At 26.9% G+C, this 21,886-nt stretch carries 23 protein-coding genes; 17 read left to right on the forward strand and 6 right to left on the reverse strand.

Going from position 1 to position 21,886, the window contains the following annotated elements:
• Window positions 1-35: 35 nt before the first annotated feature.
• Genes CG473_RS00240 through CG473_RS00265 form a run of 6 tightly spaced genes read left to right on the forward strand, consistent with a single transcriptional unit; the run spans window position 36 to window position 4,740 of the window.
• Window positions 36-569 (forward strand): tRNA (cytidine(34)-2'-O)-methyltransferase, encoded by a 534-nt coding sequence (locus tag CG473_RS00240; protein WP_094254310.1) that lies wholly within the window; start codon window positions 36-38, stop codon window positions 567-569.
• Window positions 559-1,263, forward strand: coding sequence for a TrmH family RNA methyltransferase (locus CG473_RS00245; protein WP_094254311.1), 705 nt, complete (start codon window positions 559-561; stop codon window positions 1,261-1,263). Before CG473_RS00240 ends, CG473_RS00245 begins: the two co-directional genes overlap by 11 nt.
• Entirely contained in the window at window positions 1,263-1,532 is a 270-nt protein-coding gene (locus CG473_RS00250; protein WP_094254312.1) for an MAG0865 family DivIVA-related protein, read from the forward strand. Before CG473_RS00245 ends, CG473_RS00250 begins: the two co-directional genes overlap by 1 nt.
• A complete protein-coding gene (gene ylqF / locus CG473_RS00255) occupies window positions 1,516-2,376 on the forward strand; it encodes a ribosome biogenesis GTPase YlqF (protein ID WP_094254313.1) in 861 nt (286 codons plus the stop codon). The genes CG473_RS00250 and ylqF overlap by 17 nt, the downstream gene beginning before the upstream one ends.
• Window positions 2,309-3,241 (forward strand): Hsp33 family molecular chaperone HslO, encoded by a 933-nt coding sequence (locus tag CG473_RS00260; RefSeq protein WP_094254314.1) that lies wholly within the window; start codon window positions 2,309-2,311, stop codon window positions 3,239-3,241. Before ylqF ends, CG473_RS00260 begins: the two co-directional genes overlap by 68 nt.
• Window positions 3,241-4,740 carry a DUF2130 domain-containing protein gene (locus CG473_RS00265; protein ID WP_094254315.1) on the forward strand — a complete coding sequence of 500 codons (1,500 nt, stop codon included), beginning with the start codon at window positions 3,241-3,243 and terminating at the stop codon, window positions 4,738-4,740. The genes CG473_RS00260 and CG473_RS00265 overlap by 1 nt, the downstream gene beginning before the upstream one ends.
• 32 nt (window positions 4,741-4,772) lie before the next feature.
• Here CG473_RS00265 and CG473_RS00270 read toward each other — a convergent pair whose 3' ends face one another.
• Window positions 4,773-6,074: a thymidine phosphorylase gene (locus CG473_RS00270; protein WP_094254316.1), complete on the reverse strand. Its 1,302-nt coding sequence runs from the start codon at window positions 6,072-6,074 to the stop codon at window positions 4,773-4,775.
• Window positions 6,075-6,077: 3 nt separating this feature from the next.
• On the reverse strand, window positions 6,078-6,776 hold the full coding sequence (deoD, locus tag CG473_RS00275; RefSeq protein ID WP_094254317.1) for a purine-nucleoside phosphorylase: 699 nt from the start codon (window positions 6,774-6,776) through the stop codon (window positions 6,078-6,080).
• A 175-nt stretch (window positions 6,777-6,951) separates the two neighbouring features.
• Between deoD and CG473_RS00280 the strand changes: the two genes are divergently transcribed.
• The 9 genes from CG473_RS00280 to CG473_RS00320 all read left to right on the forward strand — a co-directional run bounded on the left by CG473_RS00280 (window position 6,952) and on the right by CG473_RS00320 (window position 16,750).
• Window positions 6,952-7,410, forward strand: coding sequence for a hypothetical protein (locus tag CG473_RS00280; RefSeq protein ID WP_094254318.1), 459 nt, complete (start codon window positions 6,952-6,954; stop codon window positions 7,408-7,410).
• Window positions 7,411-7,412: 2 nt separating this feature from the next.
• Window positions 7,413-8,342 (forward strand): hypothetical protein, encoded by a 930-nt coding sequence (locus CG473_RS00285; RefSeq protein WP_094254319.1) that lies wholly within the window; start codon window positions 7,413-7,415, stop codon window positions 8,340-8,342.
• Window positions 8,343-8,383: 41 nt separating this feature from the next.
• Entirely contained in the window at window positions 8,384-9,406 is a 1,023-nt protein-coding gene (locus CG473_RS00290) for a LacI family transcriptional regulator (protein WP_094254320.1), read from the forward strand.
• On the forward strand, window positions 9,399-10,235 hold the full coding sequence (locus CG473_RS00295; RefSeq protein ID WP_094254321.1) for a deoxyribonuclease IV: 837 nt from the start codon (window positions 9,399-9,401) through the stop codon (window positions 10,233-10,235). The genes CG473_RS00290 and CG473_RS00295 overlap by 8 nt, the downstream gene beginning before the upstream one ends.
• A gap of 1 nt (window position 10,236) precedes the next feature.
• Window positions 10,237-12,015, forward strand: coding sequence for an ABC transporter ATP-binding protein (locus tag CG473_RS00300; protein WP_094254322.1), 1,779 nt, complete (start codon window positions 10,237-10,239; stop codon window positions 12,013-12,015).
• Window positions 12,008-13,849 (forward strand): ABC transporter ATP-binding protein, encoded by a 1,842-nt coding sequence (locus CG473_RS00305; RefSeq protein WP_166623167.1) that lies wholly within the window; start codon window positions 12,008-12,010, stop codon window positions 13,847-13,849. The genes CG473_RS00300 and CG473_RS00305 overlap by 8 nt, the downstream gene beginning before the upstream one ends.
• 158 nt (window positions 13,850-14,007) lie before the next feature.
• Window positions 14,008-14,832: an MAGa7180 family putative nuclease gene (locus CG473_RS00310; RefSeq protein ID WP_094254324.1), complete on the forward strand. Its 825-nt coding sequence runs from the start codon at window positions 14,008-14,010 to the stop codon at window positions 14,830-14,832.
• Window positions 14,813-15,538, forward strand: a complete 726-nt coding sequence (locus CG473_RS00315; protein ID WP_094254325.1) for a hypothetical protein — start codon at window positions 14,813-14,815, stop codon at window positions 15,536-15,538. Before CG473_RS00310 ends, CG473_RS00315 begins: the two co-directional genes overlap by 20 nt.
• A 102-nt stretch (window positions 15,539-15,640) precedes the next feature.
• Window positions 15,641-16,750: a DUF2779 domain-containing protein gene (locus tag CG473_RS00320; protein WP_094254326.1), complete on the forward strand. Its 1,110-nt coding sequence runs from the start codon at window positions 15,641-15,643 to the stop codon at window positions 16,748-16,750.
• A 73-nt stretch (window positions 16,751-16,823) separates the two neighbouring features.
• Here CG473_RS00320 and ftsZ read toward each other — a convergent pair whose 3' ends face one another.
• The 4 genes from ftsZ to CG473_RS00340 are packed head-to-tail and all read right to left on the reverse strand — an operon-like array spanning window position 16,824 to window position 20,620.
• Entirely contained in the window at window positions 16,824-18,032 is a 1,209-nt protein-coding gene (gene ftsZ / locus CG473_RS00325; RefSeq protein WP_094254327.1) for a cell division protein FtsZ, read from the reverse strand.
• A gap of 9 nt (window positions 18,033-18,041) precedes the next feature.
• Window positions 18,042-19,241 (reverse strand): cell division protein FtsA, encoded by a 1,200-nt coding sequence (locus CG473_RS00330; protein ID WP_094254328.1) that lies wholly within the window; start codon window positions 19,239-19,241, stop codon window positions 18,042-18,044.
• 9 nt (window positions 19,242-19,250) lie between these two features.
• Complete coding sequence (rsmH, locus tag CG473_RS00335) at window positions 19,251-20,150, reverse strand: 16S rRNA (cytosine(1402)-N(4))-methyltransferase RsmH (RefSeq protein ID WP_243720088.1); 900 nt, start codon at window positions 20,148-20,150, stop codon at window positions 19,251-19,253.
• Between the two features lie 2 nt (window positions 20,151-20,152).
• Window positions 20,153-20,620, reverse strand: a complete 468-nt coding sequence (locus tag CG473_RS00340; protein ID WP_094254330.1) for a division/cell wall cluster transcriptional repressor MraZ — start codon at window positions 20,618-20,620, stop codon at window positions 20,153-20,155.
• A 132-nt stretch (window positions 20,621-20,752) separates the two neighbouring features.
• Here CG473_RS00340 and CG473_RS00345 point away from each other — a divergent pair, with 132 nt between their 5' ends.
• Both CG473_RS00345 and CG473_RS00350 read left to right on the forward strand, forming a co-directional pair.
• Window positions 20,753-21,343: an ECF transporter S component family protein gene (locus CG473_RS00345; RefSeq protein ID WP_094254331.1), complete on the forward strand. Its 591-nt coding sequence runs from the start codon at window positions 20,753-20,755 to the stop codon at window positions 21,341-21,343.
• Window positions 21,315-21,797 (forward strand): hypothetical protein, encoded by a 483-nt coding sequence (locus CG473_RS00350; RefSeq protein WP_094254332.1) that lies wholly within the window; start codon window positions 21,315-21,317, stop codon window positions 21,795-21,797. Before CG473_RS00345 ends, CG473_RS00350 begins: the two co-directional genes overlap by 29 nt.
• Window positions 21,798-21,886: the final 89 nt, after the last annotated feature.

The raw sequence follows: 21,886 nt of genomic DNA on the forward strand, positions 1-21,886 counted from the left end.
GCATCAAGTCATGCTAAATCGGCTATAATAAAAAAATGAAAATAAATATAGTTTTTTATCAACCAGAAATACCTGGTAATACAGGTAATACAATGCGAACTGCTGTAGCAACAAATTCTAAATTTCACATTATTAAACCACTTGCTTTTGATCTTGATCATCCAAAGATGAAACGTTTTGCTGCAGGTTATGATAATGATGATTTTGATATGGAAGTTCACAAATCATATGATGAATTTATTTCTAAATATGGGAATAAAAAGATTTTTTACATTACTCGTTATGGGATGAAAAATTATGCTGATAAAAATTATGTTGAAGAAGCTAAGTTAAATGGTGGAGAAATATGAATTATGTTTGGTAGAGAATCAACAGGCATTCCCAAACAAATTATGAAACAGGATTTAGATAGAGCTCTAAGAATTCCGATGTCAACAAAAGCAAGATCTTTGAATTTAGCAACAGCAGTTAATATTGTTTGCTATGAAATATTGCGCCAATTTAACTTTGAAGGATTAAGTGAATTTGAAGTTCAAAAAGGTAAGGATTGAATTCTAAATGATAACTAGTAAAGATAATCCAACTTATAAATATTTAAAATCTTTGCAAACAAAAAAAGGTAGAAAACAGCATTCTAAATTTATTATTGAAGGCTACAAGATGATTGCCGAGATTAAGAAAAAAGGCATCAATATTACGACATATGGAAAAAATGCCGATATTGAAATGGCTATTGATTTGTTAGCAAATATTTCTCAATTAGAAACTAATCCTGAAATAATTGGAGTGGTAAATTTTTTAGAAAATACAGATATTTTAAATTCTAAAAAAATTTTATATTTAGATAATGTCCAGGATCCAGGTAATGTTGGAACATTATTACGTTCGGCAGTTGCATTTAATTTTGATACAGTAGTTTTTAGAAATATAGATATTTATAATTGAAAAACAATCCAAGCTTCAAGAAATGCACATTTTGATTTAAAATTAATTAAAGAAAATGATAATCTTGATGTCTTAAAACAATTGCATAAGCAAAAGTTTTTAATTCTTGCAACCAATTTACATCAAAATTCAAAAACAATTGAAGAGATTAAAATACTAGATAAATTAGTATTAATATTAGGTAATGAAGGCCATGGAATTTCACAAGAAATATTAGCAATTGACCATCAAAACATATTAATTAAAATCAGTTCTAAAATAGAATCGCTTAATGTTGCTATTGCTGGCTCAATTTTAATGGAAAAGGTAGGCAAATAATGAAAGAACAATTTGAACAAATGTTTGTTGAAATGAAAAACAAAACATTTAATACACAAATAAATGGTTATGATGCATCAGAAGTTGATGATTTTATTGATCATATTTACAAGCAACTTAGAGGTATATCAGATGCTTGTGCAATTTTAGAAAAAGAAAAAAACGGGATTGAAATTGAGATTCATAATTTAAAAGAAAATTTAGTTGCTTGTCAAATTAAAAATGAGTTTCTAGAAGCACAAGGTTCATATAATGAAAGAAATAAATAATCAAATATTAGAACAGCAAAATATAAATTGATACCCTGGCCATATGGCAAAAGCTTTAAGACAATTAAAAGAAAAAGCGGTCATATGTGATTTATTTATTGTTGTATTAGATTCTAGAGCTCCTATATCAACTTACAATGATATATTTGATAAAATAGAACCCAATAAACCTCGTTTGTTTATTTTTTCAAAATCTGATTTAGGTGATAAATCTAAAATTGAAAAATTGAAAAATCGTTTTTCAAGTAAAGATAATTTGTTAGTCTTAAATCTTAAAAAAGAAAATTCAAAAAAAATTATTTTATCATCGGTAGAAAAATTATTAGCACCCAAAAGATTGAAGGATAAGAAAAAGGGATTGTTAAAACCAAGGTTACGTATTTTTGTAATTGGTGTTCCTAATTCTGGTAAGTCAACATTAATCAATATTTTAAGTCCTAATAAAAAAGTAAAAATTGGAAACATGCCAGGTATCACAAAAAGTCAGCAATGAATTAATATTGGTGATTATCAACTTTTAGATACACCCGGAATGTTATGGCCAAAATTTGATGATCAATTAATTGCTATTAAATTAATGATTATCGGTTCAATTAAAAAAGATGTTATTTCAATAAATGAATTATTTGAAACGTCTTTTAAATTAGTTTCTAAATATTATCCTGAAAAAATTAAGGAATTAAATTTAACACCTTGTTTAAAAAGTGTTGAAATTTATAATGAACTTGTTAAGCTTGCAATTAATTTAAATATGTTAACAAAGTCAGGATTACCTGATGTTGATAAAGCAAGAAATTGATTTTATGAAACAGTTAGAAATTGAAAGGGAGTCACATATGACTAGTAAAGAAGTAATAAAAAAAGAACCAGGTTCTTATAATGAAATGTATACCAATAGAAATGTAAGAATATTATTAAGTGATTATACTGTTGTGGTAAATAAGTTATTAAAAAATCATCCTAATGCAACTCCTTTTGCAAAAATAATTTTTGCCAAAGCAATAGTTACTTATGCTCCTTTATTACAATTATTTTCAAAAGCTGGTTCAATGCAAATTACCATTAATTCAAGCGGACCTTTTGCACCTATAAAAATTTATTTGGATCAGCCTGGTCATATTAGAGCTAATTTAGCAAATTGAGAAATAGCAACAGAATATGATAATAGCGAAAATATTAATTCAATTCCTTCTATTCTAGGAATAGGTGATAGCGGCTTAATTAAAGTTAAATATGAAATCAATAGCAAAATTTATGAATCTCAAGTTAAATTAGCAGCTGGTGATTTCAGTACAGATTTAGCATATTTATTTGACCAATCTTGACAGATATTTTCAGGCAATAATCATAGTGTTATTTTAGATAAAAATAATAACATCACAAAAGCAATTTCCGTTGTTATGCAATTGCTGCCAGGACATGATGAAGATGATATTGAATTAATTAAAAAATGTTTTAAAGATAATGATCTATCAAAATTAACGATTGATGAAATTGTCGACAGAATACCAAATTCAAAAAAATTAAGTACATTTTTATTAGATGATGATTGTAATTGTTCTTTTGATAAAAAAGTTAATAGTATTAAAAATTTAGATGAAAATGTAATTAATGATTTATATAAAAATAAAGATACAGTCGAAGTTAAATGTCCGCAATGTGGTAAGAGTGATTTTATTAAAAAATCAGATTTAGGAAAGGAAAATTAATGTATAAATTTATTAAAATTGATGATTTATTGTATCTTGAATTTGATCAAGATATTAAAAAAGGTACACGTATCTTGTGAGATGATTTATTACAAAAAGTTCCTTCATACGGAAAAAGAAAAATGTTAAATGAAACATTTAAAAGTAATGCCGTTTATAAAGATGATTATAAAGATTTAGAACAATTTTTTTTAAGTAGTCCAGTTTATGAAAATTTAGAAAATGAAAACAAATTAAAAATTGCAAATATAAAAATTCAAAAAGATAGTGAAATAATGGAATTGCAAAAATTACATGAACAAGAATCAAAAAGATTAGCCGAAACAATTACAGACCTTAATGCTATTAAAAGTAAATTAGATTTAGAAATTGTTGCTCTTAAAGGTCGATTGAATAATTTTGAAACCGAAAAACAAAAAGAAATTTTAGAGTTAGAACACAAAATGGATAATGCAATAAATTATGATAAACAGCAAAGCGAAAAAATAATCAACGAGCTTAATGAAAAAATTATCAATTTAAAAAATGACAATCAAAATTTAATAAACAATAAAGAACAGGAAATCACGATTGCAAAAAGCAAAGCCGAAATAGATGCAAATAAAAAAATTGATGAAATTCGTATAGAAAAAGAAGAAAAAATTCAAAAAATGGAATTATCATTTACTCAAAAAATAAGTGAACTTGAAACTACAAATTCTCATTTAGAAATGAATTTAAAACGAAAAGATGAAGATCTAGCTAATTTAAAAAGAGAAAAACAAAGCATAAATATCAAACTATTAGGTGAAGAACTTGAAGAAGATATTTTTCAAAAAGTTACAAATAAATATGGATTGCTTGCTGAAGGAAAAATCAAATTTGAAAAAACAACTGCACCAATTAAAGGTACTAAACCTGATTTCTTATTTGAAATTATGGATGGTAAAAAAACAGTTATGAAAATAGTGATTGAAGCAAAAACATTCCAAAAATTTGATAATGATGGTAACCCTATGTTTGGAAGTACAAAAAACAGAGATCACTATTCAAAATTAGAAAAAGATAGAAATAATTTCAAGGCTGATTATGCAATTTTAGCTACAGAATTAGAACCGCAAAACAATTTTTTAATTTCAAAACCTACCGAAAAAGAATACAGAAATATATTTGTTGTGAGACCTCAATATTTAGATAGTTTATTAGATATGTTTGTAAATATTGCAGACAAATTAAGGATAATAAATAATAAGATTATTAATTTTGAAGAAAAAGAAAATATTATTGAAAAGTTCAACAATATGAAAGACTCAATCCTAAATATCACTATCAAAAACATTGATAATCAAGCTAATAAAATTGAAACGGCAAATGAAATGATCAAAAAACAAAGCGATATTATTGCTGCATCAATTAGAACTATGATTGACTCTCACATAAATACCTTGAAAAATAAAATGGAAAATTTCAATATTATTAAGATGGCTGAAAAAATCTCCAAACTTGAAATGGAAGAATAAAAAAATCTGCTTAAATCGAATAAGCAGATTTTTTATTTCAATTGTTCAAAAATTATTGTATTTGCAACTTGTTTATCTTCTAAAGAATAAGCACCTTTAAATAAATTAGTAATTGAATTAGGAATGGGTTTTGAAGAATAAAGTGTAAATAATACATCGTCTTTTTGGACAACATCATTAGTTTGTTTATTAAATCAAATCCCGGCTTCATTATCTAATATATCTTCTTTAGTATGTCTTCCTGCCCCTAATTCTAAAGCTGTAATACCAAATGCTAAAGCATCTTTAATAACTAAATAACCTTGTTTGTCTGCTTTGATATCTAATGAATATTTTGGATTTCATCATTTATCTTGAGTAATTTCTTCAAAATTTCCGCCCTGTGCTTCTATGAAATTTTTAAATGAATCTAAAGCACTTCCTTGTCTGATTACTTTTTCAATTAATGTAATTGCTTCACCTTGTGTTTTAGCTTTTTGAGCCATAATTAATAAAGTTGCTGCTGATGAATAAATAATTGTTTTAATATCATTAGCATAATGACCTTGCAATGTTTGAATTGCTTCAAGAACTTCATTTTTATTTCCGATTGCTCTACCTAGAGGACGATCCATGTTTGTAATTTCAACTCTTACTTCACGATTTAATAATTTACCAATGGCAATCATTCTTTTACCAAGTTCTCTTGCACTTTTAATAGTTTTCATGAAAGCACCTTTACCAACTTTTACATCTAATAAAATTTTATCTGAACCAGTAGCAAGTTTTTTTGACATTATTGATGAAGCAATTAATGGAATTGAATTAACTGTACCTGTTACATCTCTAAGTGCGTAGATTAATTTGTCAGCAGGAACTAATTTTTCATCTTGACCAATAATTGCCATATTAATTTTATTAACTTGATTTTTAAAATCATTATCGCTTAATGATATTGAAAAATTATTAATAGATTCAAGTTTATCAATTGTGCCTCCAGTATGACCTAAACCTCTACCACTCATTTTGGCAAATTTAACACCGCAAGCAGCTAAAATAGGACCTAAAATTAAACTAATTTTATCCCCTACTCCACCTGTAGAATGTTTGTCAACTTTGATACCAGAAATATCACTTAAATCTAAAATAGAACCGCTGTACATCATTGCCATTGTTAAATGTGTAAGTTCTTCATCATTCATTCCATTAAATCTTATTGCCATTAATAATGATGACATTTGATAATCTTTAATTCTTTTATCTACAAAACCATTAACAATAAAATTTATTTCATCTTTAGAAAGTTCTTGATTTTGAAATTTTTTTTCAATTAAACTAACAATATTAAAATCCATTTTTTAAATTGCTCCTAAAGCAACTTCGATCATTTTAGTAAATTTATTTTGTCTTTCTTCACTAGAAGTTTCTTCATGTGTTACTAAATTGTCACTGATTGTTAATAAACATGCTGCTTTTTTATTTAATTTTTTTGCAACTGCAAATAGTGCTGATGATTCCATTTCAACAGCTGCTGCTTGAGTTAATTTAATTGTTTCATCTAAATCTCTAACTGCATAAAAAACATCTGATGAGTGAACTCTTTCTAATTTAACTTCAATTCCAGCTTTTTTTGCAGAAGCAATTAATTTGTCATTTAATGAAGAACTAGGTTTTCAAATATTAGATTTAATTCCTGCTATTATTTCTCCAAAACTATCATTATCTGTATAAGCTTCAGTTGCTAGAATTACATCGTAAAGATTTAAATCTTTAGTATAAGCACCTGCTGAACCTACTCTAATTATTGATTCAACTCCGTAATTTGCATATAGTTCATGAGAATAAATTCCTATAGAAGCATTACCCATTCCACTAGCAGCAATAGTAACTTCTTTACCTTTATATGTTCCTGTGTACATAAACACATTTCTAACTGTGTTTACCAATCTTGGATTTTCCAAAAATTGTTCAGCCATATGTTTAGCACGAAGTGGGTCTCCTGGCATTAAAACAAATTTAGCGATGTCGCCTTTTTTAGCATTTATGTGTGGTGTCATTTTAACCGTCCTATTTTGATTTTATATTTAAATATTTTAGCCTATTTTTTATCTTTCTTAACACTATGGTTTGCTAACGGAAGTTAAAAAAAGAGACTAAAAAAGAAAAATTGACAACGTTGAAAATAATGTAAAATTTAATAAACAATAAATAATATGAGATTTAGGAGAAATTATGAGTGCTACTAAAAAAATGCTTGTGGCTGGAATGGCTTTAGGTTCGATCGTTGTAGTTGGTGGAGCAGTTGGTATTGGTGTAATAATTGCACAAAGAAGATCAAGAGTTACTACTTTAACTGCTGAGGCTTTAAGAAACTATCAAGAAGCAGTTGATAAGAAAGTTACTGATGAAATAGCATTGATGAGTAAAAATCAACCGGCAACTGCAGTTTTTACAACTATCGAAAACGGAGAAACAAAAAATATTTCTTCAACATCTGCAAATTCTCTTTTCAATATCGACTCAATTCCAAGACCGAGCGATACTGTAACAGCAGTTGTAATTGTTAATCATGTTAGTGCAACGGATGTGTCAATTAGAATTGAGTTTAATATTAATGGAAGTGCAGCGCAAGTCGAAGGATTTGTTAATACTTCAATATTATCATTTACTGGCTTTAACGCAAGCGCTTAATTATGACTGACCAACTGGATAAAAATATACTTTGAAATAAGCTTTTTGGTTTTAAAGAGTATGCATTTGACCTTGACGGAAATTTAATTCTTAAAAATGAATATGAAACAGATAGCCCATTTGCCTGAGCTATTGGTTTTTTTAATCCTGAAAGCAATCAATTTTACATTGCAAGTAAATCATTTATTAAACAAAGAAAAAACTTAACTGAATTTATAACATTAAATGAAAATTCATTTAAGTTAATTTCTACAACTAGCGATGAATATAAATGGATTTCAAATAATTTACTAAATGAACCAAAATTAGTTGAAAATAACGATTTATTTATGCTTAACTCAATAACTGAACAAGATTCCGGAAGCGATTTAGTTTTTGCAATATCAATTAAGCAAATGAAAAAAGATGCTTGAAAAAGGTTTGTTACATATATAACAAAAGTTGCCAAATACTACAATTTGATTAATTATGAACCTTTAACTCATGAAGGTAAGCATACATTAAAATTAAAGTTTAATGTCCAAGATGATATTGAAAGCGAAAAAATTGTTGATTTAGCAATTTCATTAGTTTCACTAATTCCTTTATTTGTTTTAAGAATGCGTAAATCAGTTGGTGATATTTGAGCTGACTCTAATTTCTTAAGACCAGGATATTATTTCAATTTGTTCATGATAGAATTCAAAAAATTAGTTGATCCTGAAATTTTGAACAAAATCGATTTTAGCAATTACACAAGTGTGTTTAAAAATACAATTTTTCTAAATGAAGACTTGAAAAAAGAGTTGGTAAAATTTGGATATAAATTAGAATTTTTTGAAGAAGCAAAAGTTTTAGCTGTTGACAATTTTTTTAGACTAGATTTATTTAAAAATAGTTACAACGAATATATTTTAAAATTGCGAAATAATTTAGCCACTAAGTTACCTTAAACTTTGTTACAATAATTTGAATCTTATGCTAATATTTTTCTATGGTTAACAAAAATAAAAAAGCGAAAAATTCAAAAATTCAAAAAGAAAAAAAATTTTATAAGTCTGCTAAATTGACCTATGCCGAAATAGCAGCAAGAGCCAATGTAGGTATTGGAACTATTTCGCGTTTCTTTAATAATGGTTATATCAGTGAAATAAGTGCATCGAGGATTTCATCGGTAATAAAAATGGAGCAAGAAAAACAACATTTTCTTTCTAGGAAATACAATCTTGAAGAAAAAAAATATTATTTAATTGCTAAAAAGTTTTCTGACCAAGACTTAATTAATATAATGAATACTTTGGATAGCGGAACTAAAATACCGTTTAATCAAATTTCAATTATAAGTGTTGGCAATGATAATGATACTTACTTTAGAGAACTAAAAAATGCCATTAGCAAGTTACCTAATGGTATTGTTTTAATTAATCCACCTAAATATCCACCTATGGTTAAATATTTAGAAGAAACATCATATTTACCCAAAATTGTCTCATTTGGTTCAATTATTGAAGGTGTAAATTCTGTTTACATCGACTATAAAAAAATTATCGAAGAAATCAGTACTGAATTTGTTAACGCAACAGGTGATAGAGGCTTGGCACTAGTAACTGATTCAAGACTAAATCTTCAGGCAGTAAAATTGCAAACAGAAATGTTTATAGAATTTTGTAAATCAAGCAACAATTATTGCAAAATTAAATTTTTTGACAGTAAAAATAATTCAACAATTACAAACGTAATAAGTGAATTAAAAGAAGCTTCAATTCGCAATGCTATTTGTACAACACATGAAGTGTTTCAGAATTTAATGATTTATAATAATGATAGTTACTTTAGATTAAGTGATATAGGATACAATAATATTTTTGATTACAATAGAGGTTACTTTATAAAAGAATTTATCGACTATTATCAAATATATTTAGAAATAGAAAGAATTTTATTAAGTGATGATATGACACCAGTTATTTTGCCAATTCAAGGAAGCTTAATAAAACCAGAGATAGAATATGATTAAATTAGGTTCACACGTTCCATTTAGTGCACCCGGTTACCTTGAAAAAGCAATTGAAATAAGTGTTAATAATAAGGCTAATTGTGCAATGATATATTTAGGAGCGCCCCAAAATACTAAAAGAGTAGCAATTGAAAAATACAATTTAGAAAAGTACAAACAAAAATATGAAACTATAATTTCCTTAAAAGATATTATAGTTCATGCACCATATATTGTTAATCCATCTAATCCTGATAAGCAAGAATTTGCAGTTGAATTTTTAACACAAGAAATTGAAAGAATGCATAAAACTGGATTAGAAATTTTAGTATTGCATCCAGGCGCTTTTACAAATCATTCAGTTGATATTGCAATAAACACTTTAATAAGTTCATTAAATCAAATTTTTGAAAATACTAAGTATAGTAATGTTTCGATTGCTTTGGAAACTATGGCGGGTAAAGGTACTGAAATTGGGATTAAATTTGAACAGCTTTTAAGAGTGATTGAAGCAGTTAAATCACCAAGATTATCAATTTGTTTAGATACTTGTCATTTATGAGATGCAGGATACAATTTAAAAAAATACGATGAATTTAAAAAAGAGCTTGTTGCAAAAGATTTACTTAAACATGTTTCGGTAATTCATTTAAATGATTCTAAAAATGATTTAGGTGCAGCAAAAGATAGACATGAAAATATTGATAAAGGATTTATTGGTTTAGAAACTTTGGCAAAATTTGTTCATGATAAAGATTTTGATAATATCCCTATTGTTTTAGAAACTCCAATACCGGAAAATGGTCCGATATATGATAAAGAAATTGAGATGTTAAGGAAGGCAAAATAATATGTTTTATTTACTTAAAATAGTAAGAGGCAGACTTTTAGTTATTGTAATATTAACTATTATTTTGATTCTAGTTCAAACTGGTGTTTCTTATTATCAAACAATTGTTTTATCAGAACTTATTCCTAGTCCTAATTCTGGGAGTTTGAGCAATGATAATTTTGTTATTAATTTAATTTTAGTTTTTGCTTTAGCTCTAGCAGCATTTATTTCATCGCTTTTTGCAAATTATTTTGCAGTTAGTGCATCTAGTCAGCTCGCTATGCAATTAAGACTTCAGATTTATGACAAAATTTTAAAATTAACTAATAAAGATATCCAAAATTTTACAACAGCTTCACTTACTGTAAGATCAACAAGCGATATTAAATTTTTTCAAGAAGCTTTTTTGGAAATGATAATTTTCATTCCTCGAGGTGCTTCATTAGTAATTGGTGCAATAGTAACTGGAATTATTTTAAGTCCAAGTTTGTCACTAATCATGGCTTTTACAATTCCATTTTTTATAATCATTACAAGTACAATTGGTGCAAAATCAAGAAAATTTCTTAAACTGCAACGAGAAGCACTTGATACAGTTCAAAGATTAATGAGAGAATCAATTTTAGGAACAAGAGTAATTAAAAGTTATAACCTAGAAAATAAATTACAAAGCGGTTTTGATGAAGCTGACAATCTTTATGTAACAACTTCTAAACAAAGTGCACAACGTTTTTCATTTATTCAACCAATTGCAATTACCGTAATCAACGTATCTATAATGGTTGCATTTATTGTTGCTTCATATTTACAAATAAATGGAATTGACACACAAATATTATCCTTAGTAATTCCGTTTACACTAGTAATATTTAGATCATCAATTGGTTTATTTTTACTTTCATATGGACTAACACAAATTATGATGTCATCACAAAATGCTAATAGAGTTTCACAAGTTTTAAAATTTGAAATTATTAAAAAATGAAATGACGAAAACTTAGAAATTACAAATGGTGATATTGAATTAAAAGATGTTAATTTTAGATATTATGAAAGTTCAAAACTAGCACTAGAAAATATTAATATTAAAATTAAAAACAAACAAAGAATTGGAATCATAGGACCAACCGGAAGCGGTAAATCAACTCTAGTTAATTTGCTTGTTCGTAATTTTGAACCTGAATCTGGAACAATAAAAATTTCAAATACTGACATAAGCTTAATTGACAAACGAAGTTTAAATAATGATGTTGGATTAGCATTTCAAGAACCGCAAATTCTTTCTGGAACAATAAAATCAAATATTGAATTAGTTCACAGAATTGAAAATATTAAGGATTTAGAATCAAAAAATAATGAAATTATTAATTCATTAAGATTAGCTGAAGCTTGAGAATTTGTAAATAAATTCGAAAATAATATAGATCATGTTATTGAACAGCGCGGTAATAATTTATCTGGTGGTCAAAAACAAAGATTACAAATAGCTAGAATAATGGCACAAAAAGCTAAGATAACAATTTTTGACGATTCAACTTCTGCTTTAGATAAAATTACCGAAAGAAATGTTTTAAGTAATATAAATAATGAATTAGATACTACTTTAATTGTCGTTGCTCAAAGAATTGATTCAGTAGAAAACATGGATAAAATTATTTTCATGGATAATGGGAAAATAATTTCACAAGGTACACATGCTGAATTATTAAGAGAAAATAAGCATTATCGAAATATTGCATATATTCAAAATGGTAAAGAAAGAACCGATGCTCAAATCAGGGAGTTGAATAATGCTTAAAAAAGTCTTTTTAAAAAAACAACCAAATTTTTTAAATGGATTCAATTTCATTTGAAGATATTTAAAAAATTTTAAAAAAGCTTCGATTTTCGTAGTTGTTGTAACAATAATCATTGCTTTAATTAATGTTGGTGCAATTGTAGCTTTATTTCTTTTAATGCAACTTGTTGCTCAAGCAAATCAAAATAATAATATTGCTACACAAGTAATTATTTATTCAGCAGTATTACTTGGAGCATATCTTGTCATATTAGTTTTAAGTATAATAAGAAACTGAATTGTCGTAGTTGTTTCAACTGATGTAGCTCATTTAATGAGAAGTGATTTATTCATAAAGTTAAAGCTTTTAAAAATTATTTATTATGACCAAACTCCAAGTGGAGATTTACTTTCAAGAGTTTCTAATGACATGGAAAATATTATTAGATTTTTATCAAATAATATTTCTCAAATTATTGGTGATGTTACACAAATGCTTGTTATGGCTATAGCTATGTTTGTATTTTCACCGCAAATTTCTGCTATTGTGATTTTTGGTTTTTTACCTATTTCATTAGTAATAATTATTTTTATTGCAAGAATAAGTAGAAAACGTTACACAGATAGACAAACTTCACTAGGTGAAATGAATGGATTTTTAGAAGAAACTATTTCAGCAGCCAGAACCATTAAAACTTTAGGTGCTGAAGAAATTTTGCAAAATAAATTTAATGATTTAGCTACAAAGCAAAAGAAAAATGATGTTAAAGCTTTAATTAATTCGTATTGAGTATTAAGCTGGAATTTATTTTCAGGCGATTTAATGAACTTAGTAGTTATTGTTTTTCCAGTTATATTTGCAGTAAACAATATTCATTTTGGCGGAATTAACACTACATTAAATGCAAGCGGAACTACCAACATTGGTGCTGCATATAGTGTTTTAACTGTATTTACATTATTGTCAAGAAACTTTTCAGGACCAATGTTTCAAATTTTTAATAACATTAACGTCTTACAAAATTCTATAGCCGGTTTAAAAAGAGTAATGAATATTTTCGAACAAGAAAATGAAGCAAATGAATCAGAAAAATATGACTTGCAAAATATTAGAGGAGACATTCTAATAAAAGATTTGACTTTTTCATATGACGGAAATAAAAACGTTTTACACGGAATAAATTTACATGTTAAATATGGAGAAGTAGTTGCAATTGTAGGTCCAACCGGATCAGGTAAAACTACTTTTATAAATTTACTTACTAAATTTTACGATATAGAAAATGGATATATATTTATTGATGGTGTAGATATTAGAAAAATCACCAAAGAATCAATGAGAAAAAATGTTTCATTAGTTTTACAAGATAATTTCTTATTTAATGAAACAGTTTTAGAAAATATTAGAAATGGTAATTTAAAAGCTACCGATGAAGATGTTTATGCAGCTGCTAAAGCAGCGCATGCGCACGAAATGATACTAAGACTAGAAGATGGATATAAGACTGTTTTAGACGATACTAAAATCACATTATCAACTGGAGAAAAACAATTAATTTCAATTGCAAGAGCAATTTTGAAAAATTCAACTTTATTAATATTAGATGAAGCTACTTCAAATATAGATAGTGAAACAGAAAGTTTAATTCAAAAAGCTCTTTTAAAATTACAAGAAAATAAAACTTCTTTTATTATCGCTCATAGACTTTCAACAATACGTAATGCAGATAAAATTGTTGTCTTAAAAGATGGGAAAATAATTGAAGTTGGAACACATGACCAATTACTTAAATTAGATGGATTCTATGCCAAAATGTCAAAATCTGGCAAAGAAGATGCTGATTTATTTGTTTAAAATTATATGCAAATTGTACTTTGCATATTTTTTAATTTACTAATTAGATTAAATTTCTTTAAGACAAATTAGGAAAAATTGTTCATTCCTTGACTATTATTTAATTTCAAATTTATATATAAAAATTGTTTAATGAGATAATAAAACAAAGAGGTTTTATGAAAAGAAAATACTACAATAATAAAGATTATTTTTTGGATTTGAATACTAAAAAACTAACTTTATCTGAAGAATTACACAAAAAATTATTAAATAATCAAATGGGATTCAATAAAGGTTTTAAAAAAATAACTGCTTCAAGAGCTTCGAATGTTTTGGCATTAGGACATTTTGATTCACCCTTTGCTGCTTTTTGTGATATTTCATATATTGGTTTACCAATGCTTGATACAAAATACGTAGATGCTGGAATAGCAATTGAACCCAAGGTTTTAGATGCTTTAAAAAGTCACTTCAAAAATTATACTTTTGAAACATATGATCAAAAAGAATATAACTTTGATTACTTTGCTGATAAGGATACCGTTATAGGTGGAACACCAGATGCTTATATTCCTGAAATCAATACAATTATTGAAATTAAAACCACGGGTTTTAAAAATTACACTAACTGAACTGATGCTCCTTTAGGATATCAACGACAAGCACAGTTGTATTCATTTTTAAAAGGTAGTAAACAATTTTGAATTGTTGCAACATTTTTAGAAGAAAGTGATTATAAAAATCCACATGATTTTCCAATTGAAAAAAGAAGAATCAAAACATTTAAGTTTAAATTAGATGAAGCAATGGTTAAAAACGATATTGCATATATCAAAAAGTGGTATGAAATTTATACACAATCAGGTATCAGCCCAGAATTTGATTTAAATAAAGATGGTGATTTAATCGAATATTTAAAATGTGAAAATGAAGTTGAATGACAAAAATTAATTGACAAATGGAAAGAGGTCGGAAAAGCTAATGCAATATTCGAAGGATAAAATTTTAAAATTTATTCAGTTTAGTAATTATCACCAGTTTAAAAATCCATATTTCACTTGAAATTCATTTGAAAAGTCTGCAATTACGGAAGAAGATTTAGACGATTCTGAATCTAACATTGAAGAATTGTTATGGGATTTTGGTGAAGAAAATGATGAGGTTTCATACCGGAGTGTAAGTGATGCAGTAAATGTATTCAAATTACATAATGATTCAGCAGTTCAAACATTATGTGAAAACTATCATGATAGTGAAATTGTTTTTATTGACAAAAAAATGGAACCTGAAATTAGGTATAAAAAAACAATTCAAGCATTTGAAAACGAAAGTGTGAAATTAATAATTAACCCATTCATTTATACGGATAAATATGAATTGAATTTGTTTTTTATTGACAAACATCAAAAAGAAATTGGCGCCTTAAAATTTTCTGCCAAAACACTTGCAAAAGATTTTTTAAAAGCATTTTATAATTTATTTTTAATTGACGATCTAGATAAAACTTATTTTAGCGATTTAGTTAATTACAATTATTGTATTTTAATTATGGACTATTTAAATTCATTAGAAAAAGGAAAAATTAGTTATAAAAAAACTTACACAATCAATATTCAAAAAACATTCGCATTTGATTCTAAAAGAAAAAATGATTTAATCGTAAGCAATTATGTTGATGAACTAATTAAAAAATCAAAATTTATATAAGGTGAGTATGTTTTTAAAAAAAGAGATAATGATATAAAAAATCGCAAAGCAAATTTACCATATTCATATCTAAATTATTCTGTTAAAGAAATATTTAATAAAATGAAAGATGGCACTTTACATTCTTCAATTAAATATGATAACGAAATTTACAAACTGGTTAGTTTGATTGAAAAACCAATTTATATTTATAATGAAATTATAAGGCGCAAATCTATAAGCAAATTAGTAATAGATAAATATGATTTAGAAAGCCGGCTATATAATAAATTTAGTGATGTTCCATTTAAAAGTGATTTACTCACTTATTTTTATCCAGATGCAAAAAAGTACAATCAAGTAAAGTTTAAATTACATAAATTAGCTTCAGAAGCTGAATGAATTAATTTGAAAAAATATATTGAGAAACTAGAAAAAGAATTAAAAGTTGTTGATCAAGAATTAACAAAAACTGAAATTGATAAATATTTAATAAAAGACATTAAATACATATGATACGATTTTGAAACTATATCTTTTCCTTTTTGCGCAATTGATAATTTTGTTCCCTATACAAAAATTCCTTTTCAAGTTTCAATAATTAGAACAATGAACAGCACACAATTACAAGGTGAAGATGAAGCCGAAAATTTAATAATAGATCCAATTAACATTGATTTAGAACAAATTGCAAAATTTATAGATCGAATCTATTCATTTGCAGATTTACAAAATAATTTACCTGCTAGATATATTACATATAATAAGGCATTTGAAAATAGTGTTTTAAGAAGTATTGTTAATATCATGGAAATGAGTAATTTTTTAAACTATGAAATTTATCAAAAAAAAGTAGAGCAAATTATTGATAATACACTTGATTTAAATGATTTTTTTAAAGAAAGCAAAAGCTTAATTTTAATTGGTGAATTGTACTGAAAATCAAGTATCAAATTAGTTGAAAAATTTATAACAAAACATAACTATCCTTTTAAAAATATGATAATTCCATATTCATCTTTGGATATTCAAAATGGACTAGTCGCAATGGAAGCTGGGATCAAAAGATATATGGGAAATATAACTGATGAAGTATGAAAAAGTGATTATGAAAAAAATTTAAAAACATATTGTGAAAATGATGTTAAAGCAATGTTAATGGTTTTTGAATTAATTAAAGATATATTCAAAAACCAATATCCTGAATTAGGAAATTTTTCAAATCCATATTAATAAAAAAACAAAGCCAAACTGGCTTGTTATCAAATAATTTTCTAAGATAATTAATTTCTTCGAAACATCGAAATTAGTTATCTTTTTTTGAAAATCAATTTGGCAACTTGCTTTTCTTAGCTTTGTTTAATGTAGTTTCATTGGTTTTGGTTCCAAGGTCAAAATGTGTTGTTTGTAAAATTTTACTTGTCAAACTCAATTTTTCAGAAGCTGGTAAAGGATCATCTAAAAGAAATTCTTTTGTTGATTCTTTTTCATATTCAATTTCTAATGTTTTAACCAACTCAATAACTTCTGTTTTTTGTTCAACGGAAGTTATTTTTCTACTTGTATCAATTCCTGTGGCAATAACGCTTACGTACATCTCGTCATCATTTGAATCATTTATCTTTGTACCAAAAATAATATTTGTGTCTTTACCAGTAGCTTCGGTAATAACTGCAACTGCGGTATTTATCTCCTTTAAGGTAACATTCGAACCACTAATGTTGATGATTGCATCACTAGCTCCTTTAATTGAATTTTCAATTATAGGACTAGAAATTGCATGAACAGCAGCACTAGCAGCTCTATCTTTACCTGTAGCTCGACCAATACCAACAATTGCATTACCTTTATTTGCCATTACGGTTTTAACGTCTGCAAAGTCCAAATTTATTCTAGCCGGAACTCCGATAATATCAGTTAAAGTTTTAACGGTTTGTTTTAAGATGGTATCAGCATAAACAAAACTATCATTTAATGGAACATCACCAAATTGTTCAAGTAATTTATCATTGCTAATAGTAATAATTGAATCAACTTTTGATTTTAGTTTATCAATTCCTTCAAGAGCATTATTTTTTCTTTTGTTCCCTTCAAACATGAAAGGAGTAGTCACAATTGCAACAACTAAGGCACCAGCACTTTTTGCAGCTTCAGCTACAATAGGTGCAGCACCCGTTCCTGTTCCACCACCCATTCCGGCAGTGATAATTACCATATCCGAACCTTTAACAACAGCTTTGATTTCTGCAAGACTATTTTGTGCAGCTGCTTCACCTATTTTTGGATCAGCTCCTGCTCCTAGTCCTCTTGCACTATCTTTATTATCACCTTCGTTACCTAAGTGAATTCTATTTTCAGTTAAAGAATTTTCTAGAGCCTGTTTATCGGTGTTAGCAACATAAAATTCAGCGCCTTGCAAATTACTCTGAATCATGTTATTAACACTATTAGTCCCTGAACCACCTACACCAATAATCTTAATTGATGCTGTGGGTACAAATTGTTTTTCCTGCATATAGTTCCTTTATAAGAAGGTTGTTTTTCTTTTGCTGTAATTTTGGTTGATTAGATATTGTAACGGCATTGTGAATGTGCTTGTATCTAATGAACTTTTTGAAGTATTACTAATTCGAGATAAAGCTCAAACTGAGTAAAATTTGATTTCATCTAAACCTGGTGTTCGATAATTGGTTTGCAATTCAACTTCTCGATCATCAAAAATTTTAGATGCAATTTCAAGTGTTTTACCCATAAATGAAATGTTTCCAGAAAAAAATAATTTAATTTTATTTCCGTTTATATCTTTTATACTTTCGCTTGTTTTTTCTCAAAAACTAGTAATCAACTTAGTGTAGTTATTGATAAAATCTTTTACTGATAAGAGAGGAGAGAAATAATTGATTTCATCTTTTCTTTCTATTGCTGTTTCTAAAAAATGAGAAAATAAAAAGTGATATTTTTTTGCAGTATCATAATCAAAATCAAATTCATTCATTGTATGTTTTATAAATGAATTTTCACCAAAATCAAGATACTTTATAATTGTAACATTTCCGTCTTCGCGTTTACTAATATATGTTTTGTTTCGGCCAAAATGTATGTTGATAAAGTCTTCTTTTAAATCCTTGTTTACAAAAGCATCATTAACTAATTTTGCATATGGATAAATTTTATTAATTTTAAGACCAAGCAATTTAAATTTTTCTTTTAAATTATTTACTATTGATTTTTCAGCACATGTTATTTTTGCGTGAATTTCAAATTTTTGGTTATCAAAATTAATTTCATCGATAGACTCATATATGTTAATGGTTTCATCATAAACATTTAATTCATTAAAATGCAAAGGCACTACATCGATAATGTAGTGATTTTGGTTTACTTTTTCATATTGGCTTGCTATATTTTTGATTAAAGAAATGATTTTCTTTTTAGAGTTGTAATTCTCGTTTAAAGTTTTAGTTACGCTAAAATCATTTAAAGTTGTTTTTAAAAAATCTGTTTTATAAACAATGTCTATTTTTTCTAAGCGAGTTCCTATTTTTTCATAGTAATTAACTAAATAAGTTCTAGCTGCTTGAAGACTTGATTCAACATCATCTTTATCAACATAATATTCTTTTTCCAAAACAATAGAATCAACATTATCAAAATTGACATAGGTTACAAATCTGTAAGTTGCTATGTCTATTTCAACTAGTGTCTGGTATTTTGGAAGTCCCATATTTATCCTTTAATTTTTTAGTTTGGTTAAAACTCTAAGTTTTGCACTTCGTGAGCGTTTATTGTTTGTAATTTCATCGTTTGTTGGATTATAAGTTTTTGCTTTGAACTTAGCTTCTTCAATAATTGGTAAGCGAAAGTCATGTTCACGTTGAATCAAATTTTTAAAGAAATCTTTAATTATTTTGTCTTCTGCAGAATGGAAACTAATAATCATTAATTTACCGCCAACTGGCAGATAATCAATTGCTTTAGTTAAAAATTCTTGCAGAGCAGAAAATTCATCGTTGACTTCAATTCTTAGTGCTTGAAAAACAGTTTTTGCATGATTTTTTTGACGAACTAGTTTAGCTGGCAATGCTTTTCTAATTAAATCTACAAGTTCTAAAGTTGAATTTAATGGTCTGTTTTCTACAATAGCTTTCGCAATTACTTTTGGTAATTTTACATCAGCGTTTTTAGTAAAAATACGGACCAATTCATCTTGAGTTGCATTATTAATTATTGAGTGTGCAGTCAAATTTTGTTCTTGATTCATGCGCATGTCCAATGGACCATCTTTGTTATAACTAAAACCTCTATCGGCAAAATCTACTTGGACGCTGGAAATTCCTAAATCAGCTAAAAAATAATCAACTTTATCAATTTTTAGTGCTTGTAAGTGAGTGTCAAAATTTCTAAAGTTACTCTTAAATACTCGGGCACTTGGATATTGGGCAAGTTTCAATTTGCTATTTTTAATTGCAAAATCATCTTGGTCAAATCCGATTAATTTTAGTTTTTTATTTTTATTTAATATAGCTGCAGAATGTCCGGCATAACCAATAGTTGCATCAACAAAAATTTTATTAGTTAAACTATCAATTTGGTCAAGGACTTGTTCTAATAGCACGGGTTTATGAAAATCCACTATTATTTTTCCTTTGATTTTTCTACTTCGTTTTCAAAAACCGCTTTGGCAGCTTCTGAATAAGCAGAATCATCCATCATTGAATCAAATTCTTCTTGTGATTCTGAACTTCAGATTTCAACTTTTGAACCAGCTCCAATGAAAACTACATCTTTTTTGATGGCAGATTTTTTAATAAAGTTTTCAGGAATTACAAATCTTCCTTTAGCATCAACTTCAACTTCAGAACTTCTTTGGTAAAAAGCTCTTTTAAATTTTGTTGCTGCAGCATCAAGATAATTGCTTTGGTCTAACTTTTGAGTATAAATTCTAAAATCAGATTCGGTTCACATCTCGATAACATTATCAAAACCTAGAACAATGAAAAAACGGTCACCAAAATTATCTTTAAATTTAGCCGGTACACTAACTCTGTAACGGCTATCAAGTGATCTTGGATATGTCCCATAATTTCCCATTCTATCCCCCATCTATTTTATTTTATATTTTTTTGCCCATAATCAATGAAAAAATGCCTAAAATTTTCAATTATTTTGTTTTTGAGTTAAATAAAAAAATTTCCAAAAGGGGAAATTGGCTAAAGGATTAAATATAATTATTAAATGAAGCAAAAAAAAGTTAATTTGGGGATATCAACCCACGAAATTGCAGTCTTATCTTTATTAATGGCCCTAACTGTAGCCTTTAGCTTTTTTAGAATCCCAATTGGAACAAGCGGCAATGGGATTTATTTAATTGGAATAATAGTTTTTTTAAGTCCAGTTATTATGAAAAATTTTTGAACGCTAGTTCCAGTAGTTTTTGGAGTTTTAATAGCAGATTTAATAGCTGCTTATCCATTTTGATATTTCAGCATTTTAATATATGGAATTTCAGCAATAATTTTGGTACTTGCGACTAAAATTAAAAAATTAGCCTGATTATTTTATTTTATTGCACTATTTTTTACATTGCTTTTTCAAGTTGGAAGCTATTTTTTAATCAACTATTTTGTTTACGGATTAAATACAAGTGTTGTACTTTTACCTTGGGATTTTATTCAAAGCGCTATTATATTTTCGATTATAATTATTTTATATTTACCAATAAATAAATTGATGGATTTGTTATATAAAGATAAAGCTAATCGATTAGGAAATATAAGTAATAAAAAAGATAGTAAAAATGAGTGAACAAGAACAAAGCAAAATTAGATATCTGCAAAGAAGAGTTAAACAAGATCATCGTTTAATTAGAGCAGGAACAATTGTATGATCTTTGTGTATTGCTATTTTTATATCTGCAATTGTTTCTTTAAGTTTTTATATTTCTGCAGCAGTTAATAGTTACAGTGCAAGTAATAATTCTGTTGTTATAATCGATGGCAGCGATATTAACCCGATTAACCTATCTAATTCAAGATTTTATTTATCAATTATTTTTTTTGCCGCTTCAGTTGCTACGAGCATAATATTTTCGTCAGCAGGGGCAATAATTGAAATCATAACTTCGGTTAATATTGCTAGATATGAAAAATTTGAAATTAGAGCGTTATTAATTTGAGCAATTTTGTCGATATTTTTCTGATTTTTATTCTTCCCTTGAATTCTTTTACATGTTAAATTTAGTAAAATTAGAAAAGAAATATTATCTATTCCACTGGGGTAGATTTTTTAATAATTTTAAAGATTAAAAAAATGTCTGTTTTCTAAAAAATACTTTATTATTTATAAGGAACTTCACTTTTTGTTCAGGTT

Origin of the sequence: Mycoplasma testudineum, assembly GCF_002245785.1 — a bacterium.
GTDB classification, from domain to species: Bacteria; Bacillota_I; Bacilli_A; order Mycoplasmatales; family Metamycoplasmataceae; genus Mycoplasmopsis_B; species Mycoplasmopsis_B testudinea.